The 20,360-nt window shown below is 68.8% G+C and carries 11 protein-coding genes; 2 read left to right on the top strand and 9 right to left on the bottom strand.

The features are described from left to right. Nucleotides 1-46: 46 nt before the first annotated feature. Genes ASG62_RS08545 through bcsA form a run of 4 tightly spaced genes read right to left on the bottom strand, consistent with a single transcriptional unit; the run spans nt 47 to nt 7,702 of the window. The gene (locus ASG62_RS08545; RefSeq protein ID WP_056687851.1) at nt 47-2,002 is read right to left on the bottom strand and encodes a hypothetical protein; all 1,956 of its coding nucleotides are present in this window, start codon (nt 2,000-2,002) and stop codon (nt 47-49) included. After that, nucleotides 1,990-3,078, bottom strand: a complete 1,089-nt coding sequence (locus tag ASG62_RS08540) for a glycosyl hydrolase family 8 (RefSeq protein ID WP_056687847.1) — start codon at nt 3,076-3,078, stop codon at nt 1,990-1,992. The genes ASG62_RS08545 and ASG62_RS08540 overlap by 13 nt, the downstream gene beginning before the upstream one ends. Further along, nucleotides 3,078-5,456, bottom strand: a complete 2,379-nt coding sequence (locus ASG62_RS08535; protein ID WP_057180361.1) for a cellulose biosynthesis cyclic di-GMP-binding regulatory protein BcsB — start codon at nt 5,454-5,456, stop codon at nt 3,078-3,080. Before ASG62_RS08535 ends, ASG62_RS08540 begins: the two co-directional genes overlap by 1 nt. A 20-nt stretch (nt 5,457-5,476) precedes the next feature. Further along, nucleotides 5,477-7,702, bottom strand: a complete 2,226-nt coding sequence (bcsA, locus tag ASG62_RS08530) for a UDP-forming cellulose synthase catalytic subunit (protein WP_056687842.1) — start codon at nt 7,700-7,702, stop codon at nt 5,477-5,479. 492 nt (nt 7,703-8,194) lie between these two features. On the opposite strand from bcsA, the gene ASG62_RS08525 reads away from it, so the two are divergent. Continuing rightward, complete coding sequence (locus ASG62_RS08525; RefSeq protein WP_056687839.1) at nt 8,195-11,674, top strand: autotransporter domain-containing protein; 3,480 nt, start codon at nt 8,195-8,197, stop codon at nt 11,672-11,674. 89 nt (nt 11,675-11,763) lie between these two features. Here ASG62_RS08525 and ASG62_RS08520 read toward each other — a convergent pair whose 3' ends face one another. The 4 genes from ASG62_RS08520 to ASG62_RS08505 all read right to left on the bottom strand — a co-directional run bounded on the left by ASG62_RS08520 (nt 11,764) and on the right by ASG62_RS08505 (nt 16,861). Continuing rightward, nucleotides 11,764-12,318 (bottom strand): sarcosine oxidase subunit gamma family protein, encoded by a 555-nt coding sequence (locus tag ASG62_RS08520; protein ID WP_056687836.1) that lies wholly within the window; start codon nt 12,316-12,318, stop codon nt 11,764-11,766. After that, entirely contained in the window at nt 12,311-15,271 is a 2,961-nt protein-coding gene (locus tag ASG62_RS08515) for a sarcosine oxidase subunit alpha family protein (protein WP_056687834.1), read from the bottom strand. Before ASG62_RS08515 ends, ASG62_RS08520 begins: the two co-directional genes overlap by 8 nt. Continuing rightward, a complete protein-coding gene (locus tag ASG62_RS08510; RefSeq protein ID WP_056687829.1) occupies nt 15,268-15,546 on the bottom strand; it encodes a sarcosine oxidase subunit delta in 279 nt (92 codons plus the stop codon). The genes ASG62_RS08515 and ASG62_RS08510 overlap by 4 nt, the downstream gene beginning before the upstream one ends. A 64-nt stretch (nt 15,547-15,610) precedes the next feature. Next, nucleotides 15,611-16,861 carry a sarcosine oxidase subunit beta family protein gene (locus ASG62_RS08505; RefSeq protein WP_056689325.1) on the bottom strand — a complete coding sequence of 417 codons (1,251 nt, stop codon included), beginning with the start codon at nt 16,859-16,861 and terminating at the stop codon, nt 15,611-15,613. A 95-nt stretch (nt 16,862-16,956) separates the two neighbouring features. On the opposite strand from ASG62_RS08505, the gene ASG62_RS08500 reads away from it, so the two are divergent. Further along, on the top strand, nt 16,957-17,925 hold the full coding sequence (locus ASG62_RS08500; RefSeq protein WP_056687826.1) for a GlxA family transcriptional regulator: 969 nt from the start codon (nt 16,957-16,959) through the stop codon (nt 17,923-17,925). Between the two features lie 14 nt (nt 17,926-17,939). On the opposite strand, the gene ASG62_RS08495 is transcribed toward ASG62_RS08500, so the two are convergent. Further along, nucleotides 17,940-20,324, bottom strand: coding sequence for a DUF1989 domain-containing protein (locus ASG62_RS08495; RefSeq protein WP_082536854.1), 2,385 nt, complete (start codon nt 20,322-20,324; stop codon nt 17,940-17,942). Nucleotides 20,325-20,360: the final 36 nt, after the last annotated feature.

Genomic DNA, 20,360 nt, shown 5'->3' with positions numbered 1-20,360 from the left:
GAAGACCGCGATCCCTTTTCTGTCGGCTTGGAAAGACCCGACGTCGTCAGTTCCAGGCGTTGTACTGTTCGTTCGAGACCGCGCCGATGCCGAAGCGGGTGTCCTTTGTCGAGCGGCGGCTGTTTTCCTGCTTGAAGACGCGGCGCGCCTCGTCGAAGCGGCCGAGCTTCAGGTTCGCCCATCCGCGCAACACCTCCGCGCCGCCATTGTGGCCCTGGAGGCTCTCGCGCTTGTCGAGAAGGGCGAGCGCGTCCTTGTACTTGCGGGCCTTGAAGGCGGCATTCGCCTCGTCCAGCAAGGTCGAATCGCCGCCGCCGTTCTTGTTTCCTGTTGCCTTTCCGGCGGGCTTGGCCTGCGCCTGCTTGCGGGCGGGCGCGGCGGCTCTCGGAGCGGAGGCGAGTTGCACGCTGGCAAGCTCGGGAAAGCTGTCGCCGTATTTCGCGGTGATCTCGCGCAGCTCGCCGCGGTTCTTGGAGCGCGCCGCGACGATGGCGAGCCCGGTCACGCCTTCCTTGGTCGCCTGCCACTCGACCGACTTTTCGAACCAGGTGCGGGCATCGTCGAGCTTGTTCTTGGCCAGATAGTTCCAGCCGAGCGACTGGGCGCCGAGCGCGGATTTGGAAAGCTCGGCGGCCTCGACGAAGCTGCGCAGCTGGGCCTCCTCCAGCGTGGCCGAGGAATCGTTCTCCGTCAGGCGCGTCGAGACGAGTTCGACATAGACCTTGGCAAGATCGGCCGAGCGCGTCCGGTTTTCCTCCGCGAAAGTTTCCGCCTCCTCGACCTGCCCGCCAGCGCGAAGGGCGAGAATGATGCCCTCCTGCGCCTTCGTATCGTTGCCGAGCTTGGCGGCGGCCTTGAACCAGTCGATGGCGCCGGCGAAATCCTTCTCGGCATAGAGATACCAGCCGAAGAGCAGCGCATCACCCTGGTTCCGGCTCCGCGCGATGTCATCGGCGAAGGCCTGGAGCTGCGCGGAATCGGGCGCAAGCTCCGACTCGCCCGATGCGACCTTGCCCATCTGCGTGCGCACGGGATCGAAGCGCAGCGAGGCGAACTCAGTCGATCCGTTCGCGAGCGGGCGTCCGAGGGCGGTCAGCGCCGCCAGACCCTCCGGCGGCAGGAGCTGCGAGGCCTTCTGGACCGTCGCCAGACGCTCGGCCGGGTCCTCGCAGGATTTCAGGATGTAGCTGTAGAGATCGAAGGACTTGGCGTTGTTGCCGATCCGCGCATAGCCTTCGCCGAGCGACCAGAGAAGATCGATGTTGGCGCAGGTCAGCGCGTCGGGATAGCGCCCGGCCGCCGCGACGACGGAGGTCCAGTCGCCCGTTCCGGCCGCGGCGCCCATCTCGAACCGTGCCCGTTCGATCGCGACCTTGCCGGCAAGGTCCGCCGAGGGCTTCCAGCCGGGCGCTGCCTTGGCGCGCTCGGCGAAGGCCGCGTCGAGGCCGGCGAAGTTCTTGGCGGCGAAGAGCGCCCAGAGGTCGCTCTCATCCGCCGTCTCCGCCTTGGCGAAGAGGTCCGCCGGCGGCTGCCAGCCGGGATGCAGCGCCTTCAGGCGTCGGATCTCGGCACCGACGCGCACGAGATCGCGCGTCGAGGCGTAGTAGCGAAGAGCCGCCTCGTCGACCTTATCGCCATCGGCGACGGCCCCGTCGACCGCCGGTGCGGCCGCCACGGGCACGGCCGCGGGCTTGAAGGCCGGGGCCTCGGCAGCCGGCGGCGCGGCCGCCTGGGCCGCCACCGGCACGGGGGCTGGCACGACCGCGACGGGCGGCGCGAAGGGGTTGGCGCCGGGCGCCACAGGAACGGCGGCCGCCGGTGCAATCGCGGGGGGCGCGGGCGGGGCGAAGGCGGGCGCGGCCGGCGCGCTCGAGGCGCCGGATATGGCCGGCGCCGAAAGGCCGCCGAACGCCGGCGCGGCGGGGCTGGCGCCCTGCGCCGCGCCGGCCGCCAGGAGGACCAGGACCGAGACCGAAAGCGTCAGGCTCTTTATCGCAGGCATTGCGGGTACCTTTCTGCGAGCGCCATCAAGGCGAGAATGTGCAGGGTGCTGGGATAGTAGTTCGTGGCCTGGAAAGACCCGGCGGCCTCCGCTCGGTCGGATCGGCCGAGCGCGCAGCGCACCACGTCGTTCACAGCCCGGTAGCCCGGATCGGACAAGGCGTCCTTGGGCATGCCGGTGGCGAGATCGACGGTGCGAAGGCCGCCCGCTTCCGCCGACAGGCTATCGGCGAGGCCGGAGAGAAGCTGCCGGTCCGGCGTCTTCGACCAGGCGAGATAGAGCGGGATGCGGATGGCGTTGTAGCCGAACTCGGCGGGAAAGCCGCTGGCGGGCATGGGACGTTCGCTGGCGAGCGCCGTCCAGTCGGCGGGAAGGCCGGACTGGCCGAACCGGGCCTCTTTCAGAAGGCGCAGGCCGTTGTCGGCGATCTTCGAGCGACGGAGCTTCGGCGCGATCGTGCCGAGCTCCTCCAGCGCTGGAAACACCCAGTAGGAGAGGTTCACGACCGGCCCGTCCGCCTGTTCGCCCTCGCGAAATCCGTCGACGGCCGGAAGGAGAAGCTCGCCGAAGGCGCTCTTCGTCACGGCCTTCTCGACGACAGCGTCGACGATCGTCTTCGCCTCGTCCTGCCAAGCCGACTGGTCCCATCGCTTGGACGCCCGCAGGAGCGCCCAGGCAATCAGAAGGTCGCCGTCGGTCGCGTCGTTGCGGTCGGTGACGTGCGGATCGGCCTCGGGCGCCCAGCGCCAAGCCGCCAAGCCGTCGCCGCGAACGAAGAGTTCGCGCTTCGTCCAGGCGTGCATCCGCTCGAAGCTGGCGCGGTCATCGGCCGCGACCGCCATCAGCATGCCGTAGCCCTGGCCTTCGCTATGGCTGATGCCGCCGTTGACGTCGTCGATCACCCGGCCCTCGGGCGAGACGAAGCGGCTGGCATAGAGCATCCAGCTGCCGAGGATGAGATCCTCGCCCGCCGAGGCCGCCGGAACGACGGGCGGTGCGGCGGCGGATGGGGGCGGGGTGATCGACATGTAGAGGAGGGCCGCGACGGTGGCGAGAAGGGTCTTGATGCGAACCATCAGTTCTTCTCGCCGACGCCGCGCAGGAATAGCCCGGTCGCAAGGCCGAGGAGCAGAAGCGTGCCGATCATGGCGGCCAGATACTGCTCGGTGTGGCGGGAGAACCAGCCGGCAAGCACGAGGCGCGCATTGGAAAAGGACCGGGGCTGCGTTTCGTAGAGCCGCTCGCTGGTGGCCTCCTGGCTGGTAACGTGCCCGTTCTCGCCCGAAATTTCCGAGACCGCACCGCTGAGCGAGGCCCAGCGCTGGCGGCTCGTCGCGCTCTCCACGCCGGAGACGACGCCGGCGGGCGTCGGCGCCGTCACCATGGTCCAGGCCGAGGCGGACTGGTTGGGCGAGGGCATCTGCGCGATGGTGAGCGCGGCGTCGGGGGACGGGGTGAAAAGCGTCGGGCTCGTCTGCGCCAGCGAGAAGTCCCGGATCTGGCTCGCGGCCCAGCCGAAGGACATGGACAGATCGTCCAGTGCCCGGTTGACGCTGCTCGTCAGCGCGGCCTCCTGCTGCGGCTCGGGCGTGGGCGCCGTGGTGCCGGCGGCGGCCTCCATCGCCGCCTTCATCGCCTCCGCCTCCGACATGGCGCCCTTCGAGGGGGCGGCCGGGGAAAGGCCTGCGGCCGACGCAGCGGAGACGAAGCTCGGCGAAGCGGCGGCGGCATCGGCCACCCCCGTGCCGTTCTCGGCTCTGGCGACGCGGATCGTGTCGAAAAGCTCGGGCGGCAGGGCGTTGCTGCTGCCGAAGGCGATCAGGTCGTCCTTGATGTCGAGCGGCATGACCGAGGTCGTGTGGACCGGCTGGATCTTGCGCGTGGAGCTGGTGATCTTCGAGACGAAGGTCGCGGCCGCGCCCAGAAGCTGCCGGTCGTAGTTCGGCACGAAGACGGTGAGGCCTTTCTCGATTGTCCGGTTCGCTTCCGCGATGCCCGCCGTCATCGCCGAGATGTCGGGCGCATGGCCGACGCGGGCGATGTGCGGCAGGGTGAAAGAGGAGGTTCCCGCCAGCGCGAAGCGGACGGTGGGGCTTGCCTGCATCGGCGCCTCGCAGGCCGCGTCCATCGCGCTCGGAACGAGCGCCTCGATGCGGAAGACGTTGATGCCGGGCTTCAGCGCGTTGAGCGGGACGCGCATCTTCTGCTGGCGCAACTGTCCCGACTTGGAGGAGCTGAGCTGAAGGGTCGTCACGACCTTGTCGTTCGCCCGGATGATCAGCTGCGCGTCTTCCTTGAGGCCAGCGGAGAAGGCGGCGTCGAGGGCGATCGAGGCGTAGTCGTAGTCCGCCGCGTAGAAGTCGGCGGGCAGGACGATGCGGAATTCGTCCCGATAGAGGCGGCCGGTGAAGGGCCGGGCGTCGACGCCGAGATCCTCGAAGCGGACGGTCTCGCCGCTGTTCATGGTCTTGCCCTGGAACATGGCCAGACTCTGCTGCCCCGCCAGCGGCCCGGTCGGTTCCGTCGCCCGCGCCTTTCCGGCGAGCTCGGCAAGGTTCAGCCGGACGTCGTCGGCCGTGACGCCGGAGACGACGAGCGTCGCGCGCTTGCCGCCCGAGGCGGGCAGGAGGGTGACGAAGGGAAACTCGGTGTTGCCCGAGGCATTGCCGACGAGGCCGGACACCTCGCCCATCGTTCCCACGATCACGTCGAGCCCCGCGCCTTCGCCCGGCTGGTTGGAGACGTCGACGATCGGCGCGTCGAAATAGCCGAGAAGCGTCGCGGCCTGGATCGCCGTCATCGTCTGGTCGATGACCGGCCCCGTCGCGCCCTTGCCGACGATGCCGCGCACATGGATGCGTCCGTCGGGGCCGGGCTGGATCGAGCCGAGCTCATCGAGCCCAGTCAGCACGTTGGAAGCGGCGCCGAAGGCGAGGCCGCTCGTGGCCGGGTCGATCTTCGTCCAGAGCTCGTAGGTGCCGGGAAGCGAGCAGTCGACGCGGTGATGCTGCTCGACGAGAATGCGCACGCCGTTGAAGCCGGGCTGCAGCAGGCCGGAGGGAAGTTCGGCCTCGATGGTCTGGCGCCCGGTCAGGCCGAGCCTGGTTTCGGTCACCGGCAGGTCGTTGACGAGGACCGTCATCCGCGAGGTCTCGGGCAGGACCGAGATCGCGCTGTCGATGTTGAAGACGAGCCGCGCCGGCATGGCGGACTGGGCCGCCGTCACGAAGAGCGGGGCGTCGAGCCGGCCGTTCTCGCCCTGAAACGAGAGCTGGTCCTGTTCGAGGGCGAAGCGGCTGAGCCCGTCCGGTGCGCCCTTGGCTGCCGCAGGTGCCGCCTGCGACCCGGCATTGGGATCGAAGGCGGACACGGGGCCCGCATGGGAGGGAAGCGCGTGGAGCGAGGCGCCGAGGATGGTTGCCGCAGCGAGGGTGCGTCGCAGGCCGGAGGTCATGACGGTCATCCTTCGAGCGGTCAGTGGGCGTCCGCGGCCGAAACCGGGGCGATGGAGGGGGCGATCGAGGTCTCCGTAGCGGACACCGTTTCCGCCTTGGTCCCGTTGCGGTCGAAGACGAGGTGGCGGAAGGCCTTCAGGGGATAGCGCACGCCCCACAGCACGATGGTCATGCCGCCCTTGATCATGCCGCGCGGACGGCGGCGGGCTTCGCGCTGGTGCCGCACCGCCTCCATGTCGCCCATCATCAGCTCCGCGATCATGGCGTAGTCGCTGGCATCCGCCTCGTAGCGCAGCCCGATTGAGACCGTGCCGTCCCATTGGATGACGGAGCGCAGGGAGACGGGGATGCGGCCGAGCTCGCCGCGACTGCCGAGACCGGTGACGACGATGTGGCCGCGGCGTCCGCCATGCAGGTTCGGGATAGGGCCGAGCGGCGTGACCTTGGCGCCGCTGAGCGAGGTGTCGTCGACCTGGATCGGGATCTCGGCATTGTCGATGACGAGGGTGGCGGCGCGGTCGGAGATGGTGCGCGGCGCCTGGCGCCGCTCGCGGCGCTCGGTCACGACGCCGAGGGCGGCGCCGGCGATCAGGAGGTTCAACACGTTCCAGGCGGCAACGACGAGGAGAATGCCGCCGACCTGGGGCTCCGTCTGGTAGCGGTAGATCGAATAGACGAAGGCCGCGACGAGGATGGCGAAGATGCCGAAATAGGGCAGAGCCAGCGGCGAGAGGCGGTCTTCCTTCATCGTCTCGCCCTTGGCCGTGACGTTGAAGGTGGGACGGCGCGGGTTGAACAGCACGCTGAAGACGGCGCGGAAGAGATAGACCGTCTGGACGTATTCATAGAGTTCGGAGACGAAGGGCCAGCGCACCGAGCCGTAGAGATAGTTCCGGATCAGCGTGTTGATGGCGAGATAGGTCAGCGTGTAGGCGACAAATTCCTGCGTCGAGACGTCGAAGATCTTCAGGTCGAAGAAGATGAACAGGAGCGGCGAGAGCAGGAAGACCATGCGCGGCAGCGGGAAGAACCAGCACATCGAACTCGATAGATAGCAGATCTTCTGGGCGATGGAGAGATTGGGTTTGAAGATCGGGTTCTTCAGAAGGAAGATCTGGATCATCCCCTGGCACCAGCGCGAGCGCTGGCCGATGAAGCTGGACAGCGTCTCGGGCTGTAGGCCCGTCACCATCGGCCGGTCGACATAGCGGCTGGTCCAGCCGCGCGAGTGCAACTCCAGCGCCGTCTCGCAGTCTTCCGTGATCGTGACGCCGGCGAACCCGCCGACCTGATCGAGAGCGCGGCGGCGCAGCACGGCCGCCGAGCCGCAGAAGAAGGTCGCGTTCCACTTGTCGAGACCCTTCTGGATCGAGCTGTAGAACATCTCGTTCTCGGACGGCATCTTATCGAAGGTCGAGAGGTTGCGCTCCAGGGGATCGGGATTGGAGAAGAAGTGCGGCGTCTGAACGAGGAAGAGCTTCTCGTCGTCGCGGAAATGGCCGACCGTCTCGCGCAGGAACTCCCGGGCCGGGGCGTGGTCGGCGTCGAAGACCACGACGAGTTCGCTCGAACTGTTGGCGAGGCCGTTGTTGAGATTGCCGGCCTTGGCATGCTCGTTTCGGGCGCGGGTCAGGTAGGTGACGCCGAGCGTGCGGCACAGGGCCTGCAGTTCGACATGGCGGCGCTGGGCGGCGGCGGCGGAGCGAGCGTCGCGGGCGTTGCGCTTCTGGTCGGTGCCGCCGTCGTCGAGCAGGAAGACGTTCAGGCGGTCGGCCGGATAATCCATCGCTTTGGCGGCCGACAGCGTGAGGGACAGGATGTCCGAGCTCTCGTTGTAGGACGGCACGAAGACGTCGACATGGGGCAGCGCGTCGTCGTCGAGTTGCCTGGCAGGCCTGCGCTGAAGCGGATCGATGGCGACGAAGACGCTCATGAAGAGGAAGAGGATGCAGTACATCTCCGCCGCGTAGAGGATCATCGCCGGAATGAAGCTGACGAGGTCGTCCGACGAGGGCAGCGTCGCCGTCGTGCGCCAATAGGCGTAGCGCAGCACGACCGCGGTCGCGAGCGCCAGGAAGGCGTGCCGCCAGATGCCGCCGAGTTTCAGGACGTAGATCGCGGCCGCCAGAACGATCGCGGTCAGCGCGATCGCCAACTGCGCCTCGACGCTGATCGGCTGGACGATCAGGAAGACGGAAAGGACGGCCGAACACAGCCAAAACAACGCCGTCGCTGACACGCGCATCGGGCACTCCAATATAGTTTTGAATAAATGGCTTATAATCAATAGAACGACGGTTGCATCGAATGCAACCAAATGCTCAGGGCACAGTTAATAATATAACCAGCGCTTATAATTAAGGTATTGTTGATCACGGCGCCGTGTTGGCTTGGTGAAAAGCAGTTTGTCTGACGATTTACGAACGGAGAAGAAAACGGCTTTATATCAATCGTCTGCATGACGTATGGGCACTCGGTTGCCGCGGAGGCGTTCTGGGAGGCAACGAGATTATTTCGTAAGACTTATTTCCTAGAAGGTGCTGCGGTGGGGGCCTCGGCATGGCGGAACTCTCTGCGAATGGCCTGATATCCTGAGATCGACGATGCAAATCTGCATCGTCGCGGACCGGATCAGGTCCCTGCCGCAACTTGCGCTTGCGGGGTCGCGGAAGCTCAGTCACGGATCAGCTGCGGATGATAATTCGCATGCGCCTTACCTCTTTGACCGAGACGATCCATGTTTCTCGCCTTTCGCTCGCCGAGGGTCCTTCTTTCGGCAGGGGTCAGTCTCGGCGCTTTGCTGCAGGTGCCGGGTGCAGCGGCGCAGGAGCCGGCCTATTCGTCCGCGACGGTCTTCGAGAACACCCAGTCCGCCGGCGCGACGCCTCTGACGACCTTAGCAGGCCAGGCCGTCGTCTTTCGAGATCAGGCGACGCGCGAAGCCGCGCCGATCGTCAACGATGGCGGCTCGACGATCTTCCTCGACGCCTCCTCGGCGGGAATCGACTCCGGATCGATCACAGCCAATGGCGGCGGTACGGTCTATTTCGGCGGCCAAGCGACGGCGGCGGATGCGAGGATCGTCGCGAACGATGGCGGCACCATCCGCTTCGAAGGCGACAGCACGGCGGGCAGGGCCTTCGTCACCAACAACGATCTCCTCGCCTTCCATGAGCGTTCGCGTCTCGGCGCCGCTACGATCACCAACAACGGCGCTGGCACGCTGACCCTGTCCGGGCAGGCGAGCGGCGGAAATGCAGGGATCGCGAACAACGGCGCGCTGATCCTGACGGGCGACGCCGACGCCGCCGCATCGCGGATCGTCAACAACGGCACGGGCTCGATCGACTTCTCCGATCGCAGCACGGCGGGCTCCTCGGCCATCACCAACAATGGCACCCTCGGCTTTGCCGGCGACAGCACGCTCGGCGATGCGACGTTGACGGTCAATGCGACGGGCGTCACGAGCTTCACCGACCGCGCGAGCGCCGGCACCGCTTCGATCACCAACGACCATCTCCTCCGGTTCGACGGCGACAGCACCGCGGCAAACGCGGCCATCGTCGGCAATGCGTCCTCCACCATCATCTTCGCCAGCCGGAGCAGCGCGGCGGATGCCGAGATCGACAATGCTGGCCTTCTGACATTCGGCGACGAAGCGACGGCCGGTACTGCGCGGATCGGTCTGAGGCCGGACGCCGTCGCCGTCTTCTCCGGCCGTTCGTCGGGCGGCAATGCCGAAATCCAGATCGACGACGGCGCGGCTCTCGACATTTCGGGTGTGGCAGAGGGCGGCCTCGGGCTCGGCGCCATTCGCGGCGCCGGTTCGGTCTATCTCGGCGGAAAGCTCCTCGAACTCACGACGAACGAGGCCTTCATCGACTTCGACGGCCGGATCTCGGATGGCGGCGCCTCCGGCGGAACCGGAGGCGGCCTCGTCAAAGCCGGAACGGGCATCCTGACCCTTTCGGGCACGAGCGACTATACCGGCCGGAGCATCGTGCGCGGCGGCACGCTGAAGGCCGGCGGCGAGGGGGCCTTCGCAGGGCGCTCCGCCTTCGACGTCGAGGCGGGGGGAACCCTGGCGCTTTCCGGCTTCGCGCAGACGATCGGATCGCTCGAAGGGGCCGGTCTCGTCGATCTCGAAGGCGGCACGCTGACGGTCGGCGCCAACGATCGTTCGACGCTCTTCGGCGGCCGCATCGAGGGCGACGGCTCGCTCGTCAAGATCGGTGCAGGCACGCTGGAACTGGCCGGCGAGAACGACTACCGGGGCGATACGCTCGTCTCCGCCGGCACGCTGTCGGGATCGAGCCGTTCAATCAAGGGCTCCATCGCCAATGCCGGCACGGTCGTCCTGACGGAAGACTCGGCGGCAACGCTGACAGGGACCATCGGCGGCCTCGGCGGCGAGGCCGGCGAGATGGTCAAGCGCGGCGCCGGGCAGCTGACGCTCGCGGGCCGCAGCGATCTCGACTGGACCATCGAGGCGGGCGGCGTCACGTCGGCCTCCGACCGCTTCTTCGGCGATCTTCGGATCGATGCCGGCGCAAACTTCACCTTCGATCAGACCTATGACGGCGTCTATGCGGGCGCCCTTTCCGGCCCCGGCGTGCTCCTCTTCGCGGGGGGCGGCATCGTCCGCCTGAGCGGCGACAACTCGTCCTTCGCGGGCGTCACGACCGTCGACGGCGTCCTCTCCGTCAACGGCACGCTCGGCGGCAGCGTCACGGTCGCATCCGGCGGCATTCTCAAAGGAAACGGAACGATCGGGACGACCCGTCTCGATGCGGGCGCCACCATCGCGCCCGGCAATTCCATCGGCGCGATCGCCGTCGACGGCGATCTCACCTATGCCGCCGGCTCCACCTATGCGGTCGAGATCGGTGCGGGTGGCGAGGCCGACCGGATCGACGTTCGCGGCACGGCGACGCTGGGCGGGGCGGGCGTCGACATCGTCGCGCTCGATCCGACGGTCAGCTATCGCGACGGCCAGACCTACACGATTCTCACCGCGAGCGACGTCGTCGGACGCTTCGGTGCGCTCTCGATCGACAGCGCCTTCCTGCGCTCCACGCTTCTTTATGCGAGCGACCGCGTGCTGCTCGGCCTTCGCACGGGTGAGGGCGCCGCATCCTTCGCCAGCGCCGCAACGACGCGGAACGGGCGCGAGACCGCCGGGGCGCTCGACGGGCTCGATCAGGCGGCGGGCTCGGCAAGCCTTTCCCTCTACAACGCCCTTCTTTTCTCGAACGCTTCCGAGGCGCGCCGCGCTTTCGATGAACTGTCCGGCGAGATCCACGCCTCGGTGAAGACCGACCTCGTCGAGGAGGCCGGTTTCCTGCGCCGGGCAGCGCTGGACCGGCTGGCCAGTACGTTCGAAAGTGACGAGACCCGCGGCGCCTGGATCGCGGGCTACCGCTCCTCCGGGCGAAATGCTGCCGGCTCCGGCGTCGCCTCCTTCGACCGGGACCTTGGCGGCGTTCTGATCGGCGGCGACGGCTTTGTCGGGGACGATCTCCGGCTCGGGTTCCTGGGGGGCTACAGTCGGGGATCGGTCGATCTCGACGGCCGCGACGCATCCGCCGAGATCGACGGCCTCCATGCTGGCCTCTATGCCGGCCTGGACCTCGGGCGCATTCAGCTGAAGGCCGGCGCGGGTTACAGCTGGAACGAGGTGGACACCACGCGCTCCGTCGTGTTCGGCGGTTTCTCGGATAGGCTCGAGGCCGGTTACGATAGCGGCGCAGCGCAGGTCTTTGGCGAGGCGAGCTACGCGATCGACCTTGCGCCCGGCATCCGCCTCGATCCCTTCGCCCAGCTCGCCTACGTCCATCTGGATACGGAGGGCTTCGGGGAGACCGGCGGCGCCGCGGCCCTTCGCGGTCAAAGCCAAACCGAGGGCGAGACGATCTCGACGCTCGGGCTTCGGGCTGCGGGCGAGATCGATATCGGCGGCTTGACGCTGACCGCGCACGGACTGGCCGGATGGCGCCATGCCTTCGGCGATCCCACCCCGACGACGGACCTCGCCTTCGCCACCAGCGACACCTTCTCGATCGAAGGCGCTCCTCTGACGAAGGATGCCGCCCTCCTCGAACTCGGACTCGGCTTTGCCGTGACGTCCGCTTCCAAGCTCGGCGTCACCTATAGCGGGCAGTTCGGATCGGACGCTTCCGAGAACCGCGTCGACCTGCAGTTCGGACTGTCTTTTTAAGCTGGAACGTCGGATGCGGCGGCCTCGGAATGCGACCGCCGCAATCCCGTTGGCTTGACGGAACCGCCGGTTTTCGAGCGCCGATCGTTTCAGGACCCGCCGAAATGCGGCTCTCCGAGATCGCGCAGCTCCTCCCAGAGGCTCGTCGCGAAGCTGCGCAGGACCATCAGCTCGAACGCATCCTCCCCGACGCGGGTGAGGTGGATGCCGATATGGCCGAACAGCGTCTGCGCGGAGCGGCCGATGGGGAAGGCCATGCGCGACACGTCGACCGCCGTTCCGCGCGAGAGCACCGCTTCGGCGGCAGGACCGCGAAGCGCGATGCGCACGCGGCCGCTGCTTTGATCGCTGAGCGCCGCGACATCGGCGATCCCGCTCGCCCGTTCGGTAAGGGCCGCCGGAGACAGCGGCGCGTCCCCGACGACGAACCACTGGCCGGGGGAGAGGGGGCGCACCGCGAAGGGGCCGCCGTCGCCGATCCCGGCGAGACGGGTGCTCACATCGTCCGCCGCCGGTTCCGCGAGCGCCTGCAGGACATGGCCCTCCGGCAGTGCGGCCAGGACGAGGGCCGAGCCCGGCCCGCCGAGCGGCGCCTGCGGCAGGGCGGGGCGGGGCGCGATCCGTCGGCTTGCGATCTCAGACATGGAGCTTCTCGTTCTTCTGATCGACGAACACCGGATCGACGAGGACGGCCGGCGTGAACTGGCCGGCGAGGCCGTTCCAGGCGACGACCTCCTCGCCATGGCGCTCCGGCCCGTTCACGACGAGGGCAAGGCCGATGGTCGAGCCGAGCGTCTGCGAGAAGCAGCTCGACGTGACATAGCCCTGGTCGTTCTCGAGCGTGGCTTCGGCGCCCTTGGCGAGGATGTGCGAGCCCGTCCTGAAGCTCTGGCCGGGGTCGAGGGGCCGGACGCCGACGAGGCGCGGCCGGTCCGGCGCGAGCAGCCCTTCGCGTCCCAGCATGTGCTTGCCGATGAAGTCGGCCTTCTTCGCCGAGACCATCTTGCCGAGGCCGAGATCGGCCGGCGTCACCGTGCCGTTGATCTCCGCATGGGTGACGTGCCCCTTCTCGATGCGCAGCACGCCGAGCGCCTCCGTGCCATAGGCGCAGATGCCGTGCGCGGCGCCTGCCTCCATCAGCGCGTCCGCCATCGCCTCGCCGAAGGCGGCCGGCACCGCGATCTCGTAGGCGAGCTCGCCGGAGAAGGAGATGCGGAAGAGCCGGCCCCGGATCTCTCCGCCGAGAAAGCTCGCCTCCCGCGCGGCCATGAAGGGCAGGGCCTCGTCGGCGACGTCCTCGTCCGCGACGGCGGAAAGGATTTCGCGCGCCTTCGGCCCGGCCAGCGACATCTGCGCCCACTGGTCGGTGGCCGACGCGATGCGCACGTCGAGTTCGGGCCAGATCGTCTGGGCGCAGAATTCCAGATGCGTCATGACGCCGGCCGCGAGCGCGGTCGTCGTCGTCATCAGGAAGTGGGTCTCGCCGAGCCGGCTCGTCGTGCCGTCGTCGTAGACCATGCCGTCCTCGCGCAGCATGATGCCGTAGCGCGCCCGGCCGACGGCCAGCGTCAGGAAGCCGTTGCAATAGACGCGGTTCAGGAATTCGGCGGCGTCGCGGCCGAAGATCTCGATCTTGCCGAGGGTCGAGACGTCGCAAAGCCCGGCGGCCTCGCGCACGGTGAGCACCTCCCGGTCGACGCTCTGGCGCCAGCCCGTCTCGCCCGCGCGCGGGAAGTAGGACGAGCGATACCAGAGCCCGGTCTCGACGAACTCCGCCCCGTTCAGCTCCGCCCAGCCGTGGAGCGGCGAGCGGCGGACGGGTTGGAAATGGCGGCCCTTCGCGGTGCCGGTCAGGGCGCCGAAGGAGACGGGCGTGTAGAAGGGCCTAAAGGTCGTGGTGCCGACCTCGGCCGGCGAGACGCCGCGCGCCTCGGCAAGAATGCCGATCGCGTTGACGTTGGACAGCTTGCCCTGGTCGGTCGCCATGCCGCTCGTCGTGTAGCGCTTGGCCAGCTCGACATGGCCGAAGCCCTCGCGAACGGCGAGACCGAGATCCCCGAGATGCACGTCGTTCTGGAAGTCGACGAAGGCCTTGCCCTTCGCCGCCGGCACGCGCCAGAGGGGCTTTGCCGGCCGAGCCGAAGCATCGTTCTCGATGGCGCCGAATTCGGGCGCGGTGCCGGAGCGGCCGAGGTCGCCGAGCGCATCGAGAGCGGCGGCGGAGCCTTCCGCAAGGCAGGCGGCCAGCGTCGAAGCGCCCGTCGATGCGCCGGCGAGCGTCAGACCCCTGAGGCCGTCCGGCGCGAGGAAAGCCGCGTGCGTCTCGCTCCAGCGCGGCTTGCCGCCGCGATGGCAGGCGAGATGGATGCGCGGGCTGAAGCCGCCGGACATGGCGAGCGCATCGGCCTCGACGACCTCCTCCGCGCCGTTCCGGCGGATCGTGACGGAGCGCAGCGCCCGGCGGCCGGCGGTGCCGGTGACGGTGGCGCCTTTGTAGAGGCGGGCCTCGACGGCCGGGGTCTGCACGTCCGTCCGCGAATCGACGAGCGCCGCGACCTCGATGCCGGCGGCTTCCAGCGTCGCGGCGGTGCGCGCGCCCGCATCGGAATTGGCGAAGACGCAGACGCGCTGCCCGACGGCGACGCCATAGCGCCCGGCATAGGCCATGGCGGCCTCGGCCGTCGTCACGCCCGGCCGGTCGTTGCCGCCGAAGACGAGCGGGCGCTCCTCGGCACCGGTCGAAAGGATCGCCCGCCGTGCGACGACGCGCCAGAGGCGCTCGGCGGGATGGCCGGGCATGGGCGCGGCCAGATGCTTGCCCGTGCGCTCCACCGCGCCGAAGACCATGTCGTCGTACCAGCCGAAGACGGTCGTGCGCGGGACGACGCGCACGTTCGGAAAGCTTGCCAGCTCGCCCAGCAGGCCGGCCGCGAAGGCGGAGGCGGGTCGGCCGTCGATCCGGGCGGGATCGTGGAGCAGCGAGCCGCCGGCCTCCGCGTTCTCATCCATCAGGATGACGCTCGCCCCGGCGCGGCCCGCCGTCAGCGCGGCGGCGAGGCCGGCGGGGCCGGCGCCCACGACGAGAAGGTCGCAATGCGCGAAGGCCTTCTCGTAGCGGTCGGGGTCGGCCTCGTAGCTGGCCGTGCCGAGCCCGGCGGCGCGGCGGATGAAGGGCTCGTAGACCTTCTCCCAGAAGGCGGCCGGCCACATGAAGGTCTTGTAGTAGAAGCCCGCCGACAGGAAGGGCGATAGCAGGCCGTTCACCGCGCCGATATCGCTTTCCAGCGAGGGCCAGCGGTTCTGGCTGACGGCGTCGAGCCCGTCGTGCAGCTCCACCATGGTCGCCCGGCTGTTCGGCTCCCGCCGCCCGCCCGCGCCGACCGTCACCAGCGCGTTCGGCTCGGCCGAGTTCGCGGTGACGACGCCGCGCGGCCGGTGATACTTGAAGGACCGCCCCATCAGCACGCGCCCGTTGGCGAGAAGCGCGGAGGCGAGCGTGTCGCCGGGATGGCCGGTCAGGGCCTCGCCGTCGAAGGTGAAGCGGATCGTCCGCGTGCGGTCGATCCGGCCGCCGGAGGGCAGGCGGCGGGCGCTCATGCCGGCATCTCCGCCGCCGTGCCGAGCGCGACGTCGCGGACGCCCGAGCTTTCGTGGGTGATGGTGTTGCGCGAGACGATCAGCCAGCGGCGGCAGCCCGAACTGTGGTGCCAATATTCGTCATAGGCCCCGCGCGGGTTCTCGCGCAGATAGACATAGGCGTACCACGCCTCGTCGGAGGCGTCCGGCGCCGGCCGCTCCAGCGCGGCGCCCCGGATCGTGAACTCCTCCTTCGGACGTGCCCCGCAATGGGGGCAGCGGATGAGGCTCGCCATGTCGTTCGTGTCCTGCTCGGGTGCTTCGGCGGATGGGGAGGCGGGAAAGGGAAGGGCCGCTCGTTCAGTGGAGGTTCGGCTGGGCGCCCTGGCCCTTTTCGTCGATGGCGTGGCCGCGCCGGAAGCGATCGAGCCGGAAGGCGCGGGCGGTCTCGTGCGGCTCGTTCCTGGCGATCAGATGGGCGAAGCAGAAGCCGGAGGCCGGCGTCGCCTTGAAGCCGCCATAGCACCAGCCGGCGTTCAGGTAGAGATTGTCGATATGGGTGCGGTCAATGATGGGCGAGCCGTCCATCGACATGTCCATGACCCCGCCCCAGGAGCGCAGCACCCGCACCCGCGACAGGCCCGGGATCATCGCGACGCCGGCTTCCGCGACATGCTCCACGGTCGCCAGATTCCCGCGCTGGGCATAGGAATTGTAGCCGTCGATGTCCCCGCCGAAGACGAGCCCGCCCTTGTCGGACTGCGAGACGTAGAAATGCCCGGCGCCGAAGGTCACGACCTGGTCGATGAAGGGCTTCAGCCCTTCCGAGACGAAGGCCTGGAGCACATGGCTCTCCAGCGGCAGGACCATGTCCACCATGGCCGCCGTCGCCGAGGAATGGCCGGCCGTGGCGAGGGCCAGCTTGCCCGCGCCGATGAAGCCGCGCGTCGTCTCGACGCCCGCGATCCGCCCGTTCTCGCGCCGGATCGCCGTCACCTCGCAATTCTGGATGATGTCGACCCCGTGGCTGTCGGCGCCCCGCGCATAGCCCCAGGCCACCGCGTCGTGCCGCACCGTGCCGCCGCGCGGCTGCATCAGCGCGCCCTTGATGGGAAAGCGCGCATTGTCGAAGTCGAGGAAGGGCAGCTTGTCCCGCACGGCCTCGCGGTCGAGAAGCTCGGCATCGACGCCGTGCAGGCGCATGGCGTTGCCGCGCCTCGTATAGGCGTCGCGCTGCGCGTCGGAATGGATGAGGTTCAGGACGCCGCGCTGCGAGACCATGGCATTGTAGTTGAAGTCCTGCTCCAGGCCCTCCCAGAGCTTCATGGACAGCTCGTAGAACGGGTTGTTGCGGGGCAGGAGATAGTTCGAGCGGATGATCGTCGTGTTGCGGCCGATATTGCCGGAGCCGAGCCAGCCCTTCTCGATCACCGCGATGTTGCGGATGCCGAAGGTCTTGGAGAGGTAGTAGGCCGTCGCCAGTCCGTGCCCGCCGCCGCCGACGATCACGACGTCGTAATGCGCCTTCGGCTCCGGGCTGCGCCAGGCCTCGGCCCAGTGGCCGTTGCCGCGAAGACCGTTCAGGAAGACCGAGAGGGCGGAATAGCGCATGGGACGGGCGGGCTCCATTCGGCGTCCCCCCTTTATGCGCTCCGGCCGGCCCCTCGCGCTTGCACGAATGGGACGGATCGAGCACGATTTGGGACATGAACGGCGACCCGACGATCCAGGAGATCGGCTTTATCCTCGTGCCCGGCTTTGCGCTGATGTCGTTCGCCTCCGCCAGCGAGCCCTTCCGCGCCGCCAACCTCATCGCCGGCCGCGATCTCTACCGCATCCGCGTCTTCGGCGAGGCCGACCCGGTGCCGTCGTCCTCCGGCATGGCGGCGCCGGCCGAGCCCCTGCCGGGCCGGGGCTCCGGCCTGTCCATGCTCTTCGTCTGCGCGGGCGGCGGCCCGAGGGACTGGAACCGGCCGGAGGTCCATGCGAGCCTTCGCCGCGCCGCCACGGATGGCGTGCGCATCGGCGGCATTTCCGGCGGGCCCTATCTCCTGGTGGCGGCGGGGCTCATGGAAGGGCGCCGCTTCACCGTCCACTGGGAGCATGCGCCGGCGCTGATCGAGGCCTTTCCGACGCTTCGGCCGGAACAAGCGCGCTTCGTGATCGACGGAAACAGGCTGACCTGCGGCGGCGGCGTCGCGCCGCTCGACATGATGCACGCGCTGATCGCCGAGCGCATGGGCGCCGGTTTCGCGCGCCGGGTCGCCGACTGGTATCTCCACACCGAGGTTTCCGGCGCGGCCGGGCCGCAGCGCGCCTCGCTGTCGGAGCGCTTTCGCGTCCATCACCCGGTTCTGGTCGCCGTCCTGGAAAAGATGATCGGCACGATCGAGGCGCCGCTGACGCGCGATGCGATGGCGCGTTTTGCCGGGGTCTCGCCGCGCCATCTCGACCGCCTCTTCGCCGAGCATATGGGCTCGAGCTTCGGCGCGCAGTATCGCGGCATCCGGCTCGAACAGGCCCGGCGCCTCGTCGCGCAGAGCCCGCTTTCGCTGGCCGAGATCGCCTTCGCGACCGGCTTCTCCAGCGCCGGCCACCTGTCCCGCCGCTATCTGGAGGCCTTCGGCGAACCGCCCGGCGCGGCTCGTCGCGCGCGGGCGGGCGGGGGCGCCTGAAGCGCGGTCCGGCTCTACGCCCCGCGATTGACCGCGCCGCGCGGATCGTCGCTCGCCGTGGAGGCCGGATCGCCCTCGGGCGCGATGCCGCTCGCCTCCGCCTCAGTCGGGGCCGGCGTGCGAACGCGCGTCTTCTGCGGATCGTAGTGCGGGAAGGGCACGACCGTCGCCGCGATGCGCTTCTGGTGCCCGTCGAGCTTCCCGATCTCCACCCGCGTTCCGGCGGCGCAAACCGAGACGTCGAGCCGGGCGAGAGCGATCGACCTGCCGAGGATCGGCGACTTCGTCGCGCTCGTCACGACGCCCGTCCGCGCCCGTCCGAGATAGACGGCATCGCCATGGCCGATCGGCTCGTTGCCTTCGATCTCGAGACCGACGAGCCGGCGATGCGGGTTGTCGCGCCGCCGGACGATCGCGTCGGCGCCGACATAGGGGTCGGATTTCGCCTTGGGAACGGCGAAGCCGATGCCGGCCTCGAAGGGGTCGGTCTCGTCGGAAAAGTCGTAGCCGGCGAAGACGAGCCCGGCCTCGATGCGCACCATGTCGAGGGCGAGAAGCCCCATCGGGGTCAGCCCGTCCGGCTGGCCCGCTTCCATGATCGCATCGAAGACCGCGACGGCGTCGCCCGGATGGCACCAGACCTCGTAGCCTAGCTCCCCCGTATAGCCGGTGCGCGAGACGACGATGGGGCGGTCGGCGATCCGGCCGATGGTGAAGCGAAACCATTGCAGCTCGTTCAGCGTCGGCTGGTGCGGCGGCGTTCGGACCACGCGCTTCAGGATTCCGCGCGAGGCCGGCCCCTGGACGGCGAGATTGTGCAGCTGGTCGGTGGAGCTGCGCACGAAGGCCTTCAGCCCGTGCTTCTCGGCAAGACTGCGCAGCCAGGTTCCCGAGAACTCGTCGCCGCAGACGAAGCGGAAGTTGTGGGCGCCCATGCGGAAGATCGTGCCGTCGTCGATCATGCCGCCATGCTCGTAGCAGAGCGGCGTATAGACGATCTGCCCGACCGCGAGCTTCTTCACGTCGCGCGGGACGGCGAGCTGCAGGAGGTCCTCCGCATCGGGGCCGGTGATCTCGAACTTGCGCAGCGCCGAGAGATCGGTGACGACCGCGCGCTCGCGGCAGGCCCAGTATTCCTCGATCGGCCCGGCCTGCGCATAGCTGCTGGCCAGCCAGAAGCCGCGATAGTCCTCGAAGCTGCGGGTGAGGGCGGAGGTGCGGGGATGGAAGCCGCTTTCGCGGCTCATGCGGGGTTCGGCGTCGGGGGTCATCCGGTGGGCGCTTCCGTTCTGGAACTGGCAGGCGGCATCGTAGACGCGCAGATGGATATCGGTCGGCATCCAGCCGTTCGCGGGGTCGATGTCGTCCGCGCAGGAGGAGGAGGCGCAGACGAGATCGGTCAGCGCGCGCAGGAGCACGTAGTCGCCCGGCCGCGACCAGGGCTCGTCCATCGCGATCCTGTCATGGGCGTCGACGAACGTGTTGTAGAAGAAGTTGATCGCCGGCCAGCCCTGCCGCTCGGAGACCCCGAAGGGGGCGAGCACCTTGTTGAAGTTCTCCGTGCAGTTGGAATGGCCGGGATAGCCCATGTCCTCGTAGTATTTCGCCGTGCAGGCGAGGAGAAACGTGTCATGGCGCCCGACCGTGTCGTGCACGACCTCGACCAGCGGGCGCATGCGGCTGTCGAAATACTTGGAATGGAGGCCCGGCCCGGAAAAGCTGGAGCCCATCAGCGTGCGCGTCGTCGTCGGGTCGAGGTCGTATTCGCGCCCGGCCTTCAACTCCGCCGCGTCGAAGGCGAGGAAGTCCGAGCACTGGCGCCCGTCGACGTCGATGATCTGGATGTATTGCCCGGCTTTCACCTCGTAGGCCGCCGCCGTCGCCGCGAGAATGCGTCGGTCGAGGACGAGGGCGGGATCGAGCGGCGGCGGGATCTCGCCGGTGCGCTCCACCTTCGGCGTGATCTCGACCAGAAGATCGGTCGGCGTGTCCTGCGCATCCGGCGCCATGGCGCCGCCGGGCGCCAGCAGGAGGCAGAGAAGATCTCCGCTGGCTTCGAGCGTGAGGGAGGCCCCGGCCGGGGCGCCGTCGCCGAAGAGATCAGCCGAGAGGGCAGGCTCCGCCGAGAGCGCCGGGAAAGCGGGAAGGACGAGCTTCGTCGCGGCGAGCGCGGCTGGGAGACCGGGCGCCGGGCGCCCGGGCAGGCCGCGCAGCGCGTCTGGCGCGCCGAAGCCGTAGAGGAGGGCGGGCTGGAGCCCTTCCGCATCGCGCACGACCATCCGGTCGCCGGCCTTCAGCGCGAAGAGCCGCCCCCCGCCGCCGCGGATGACGGCCGAGGTCGGGCGAAGCGCCGGGGCGGGGATCGCCGCAGCGCCCGTATCGCCCATCCAGATCGTCATGCCGTCCTCCCTCGGGTTGATGGGGCCGGGCGGGGG

The organism is Aureimonas sp. Leaf427 (assembly GCF_001425485.1).
In the GTDB taxonomy this organism is placed as follows: Bacteria; Pseudomonadota; Alphaproteobacteria; order Rhizobiales; family Rhizobiaceae; genus Plantimonas.
Note: the sequence above shows the minus strand (reverse complement) of the source record. Positions and strands in the feature narration are given on the sequence as shown.

What these genes read in the sequence shown, in the direction of transcription:
- ASG62_RS08545 (WP_056687851.1), bottom strand. Translation starts at nt 2,002, where the DNA reads ATGCCTGCGATAAAGAGCCTGACGCTTTCGGTCTCGGTCCTGGTCCTC.
- ASG62_RS08540 (WP_056687847.1), bottom strand. Translation starts at nt 3,078, where the DNA reads ATGGTTCGCATCAAGACCCTTCTCGCCACCGTCGCGGCCCTCCTCTAC.
- ASG62_RS08535 (WP_057180361.1), bottom strand. Translation starts at nt 5,456, where the DNA reads ATGACCTCCGGCCTGCGACGCACCCTCGCTGCGGCAACCATCCTCGGC.
- bcsA (WP_056687842.1), bottom strand. Translation starts at nt 7,702, where the DNA reads ATGCGCGTGTCAGCGACGGCGTTGTTTTGGCTGTGTTCGGCCGTCCTT.
- ASG62_RS08525 (WP_056687839.1), top strand. Translation starts at nt 8,195, where the DNA reads ATGTTTCTCGCCTTTCGCTCGCCGAGGGTCCTTCTTTCGGCAGGGGTC.
- ASG62_RS08520 (WP_056687836.1), bottom strand. Translation starts at nt 12,318, where the DNA reads ATGTCTGAGATCGCAAGCCGACGGATCGCGCCCCGCCCCGCCCTGCCG.
- ASG62_RS08515 (WP_056687834.1), bottom strand. Translation starts at nt 15,271, where the DNA reads ATGAGCGCCCGCCGCCTGCCCTCCGGCGGCCGGATCGACCGCACGCGG.
- ASG62_RS08510 (WP_056687829.1), bottom strand. Translation starts at nt 15,546, where the DNA reads ATGGCGAGCCTCATCCGCTGCCCCCATTGCGGGGCACGTCCGAAGGAG.
- ASG62_RS08505 (WP_056689325.1), bottom strand. Translation starts at nt 16,861, where the DNA reads ATGCGCTATTCCGCCCTCTCGGTCTTCCTGAACGGTCTTCGCGGCAAC.
- ASG62_RS08500 (WP_056687826.1), top strand. Translation starts at nt 16,957, where the DNA reads ATGAACGGCGACCCGACGATCCAGGAGATCGGCTTTATCCTCGTGCCC.
- ASG62_RS08495 (WP_082536854.1), bottom strand. Translation starts at nt 20,324, where the DNA reads ATGACGATCTGGATGGGCGATACGGGCGCTGCGGCGATCCCCGCCCCG.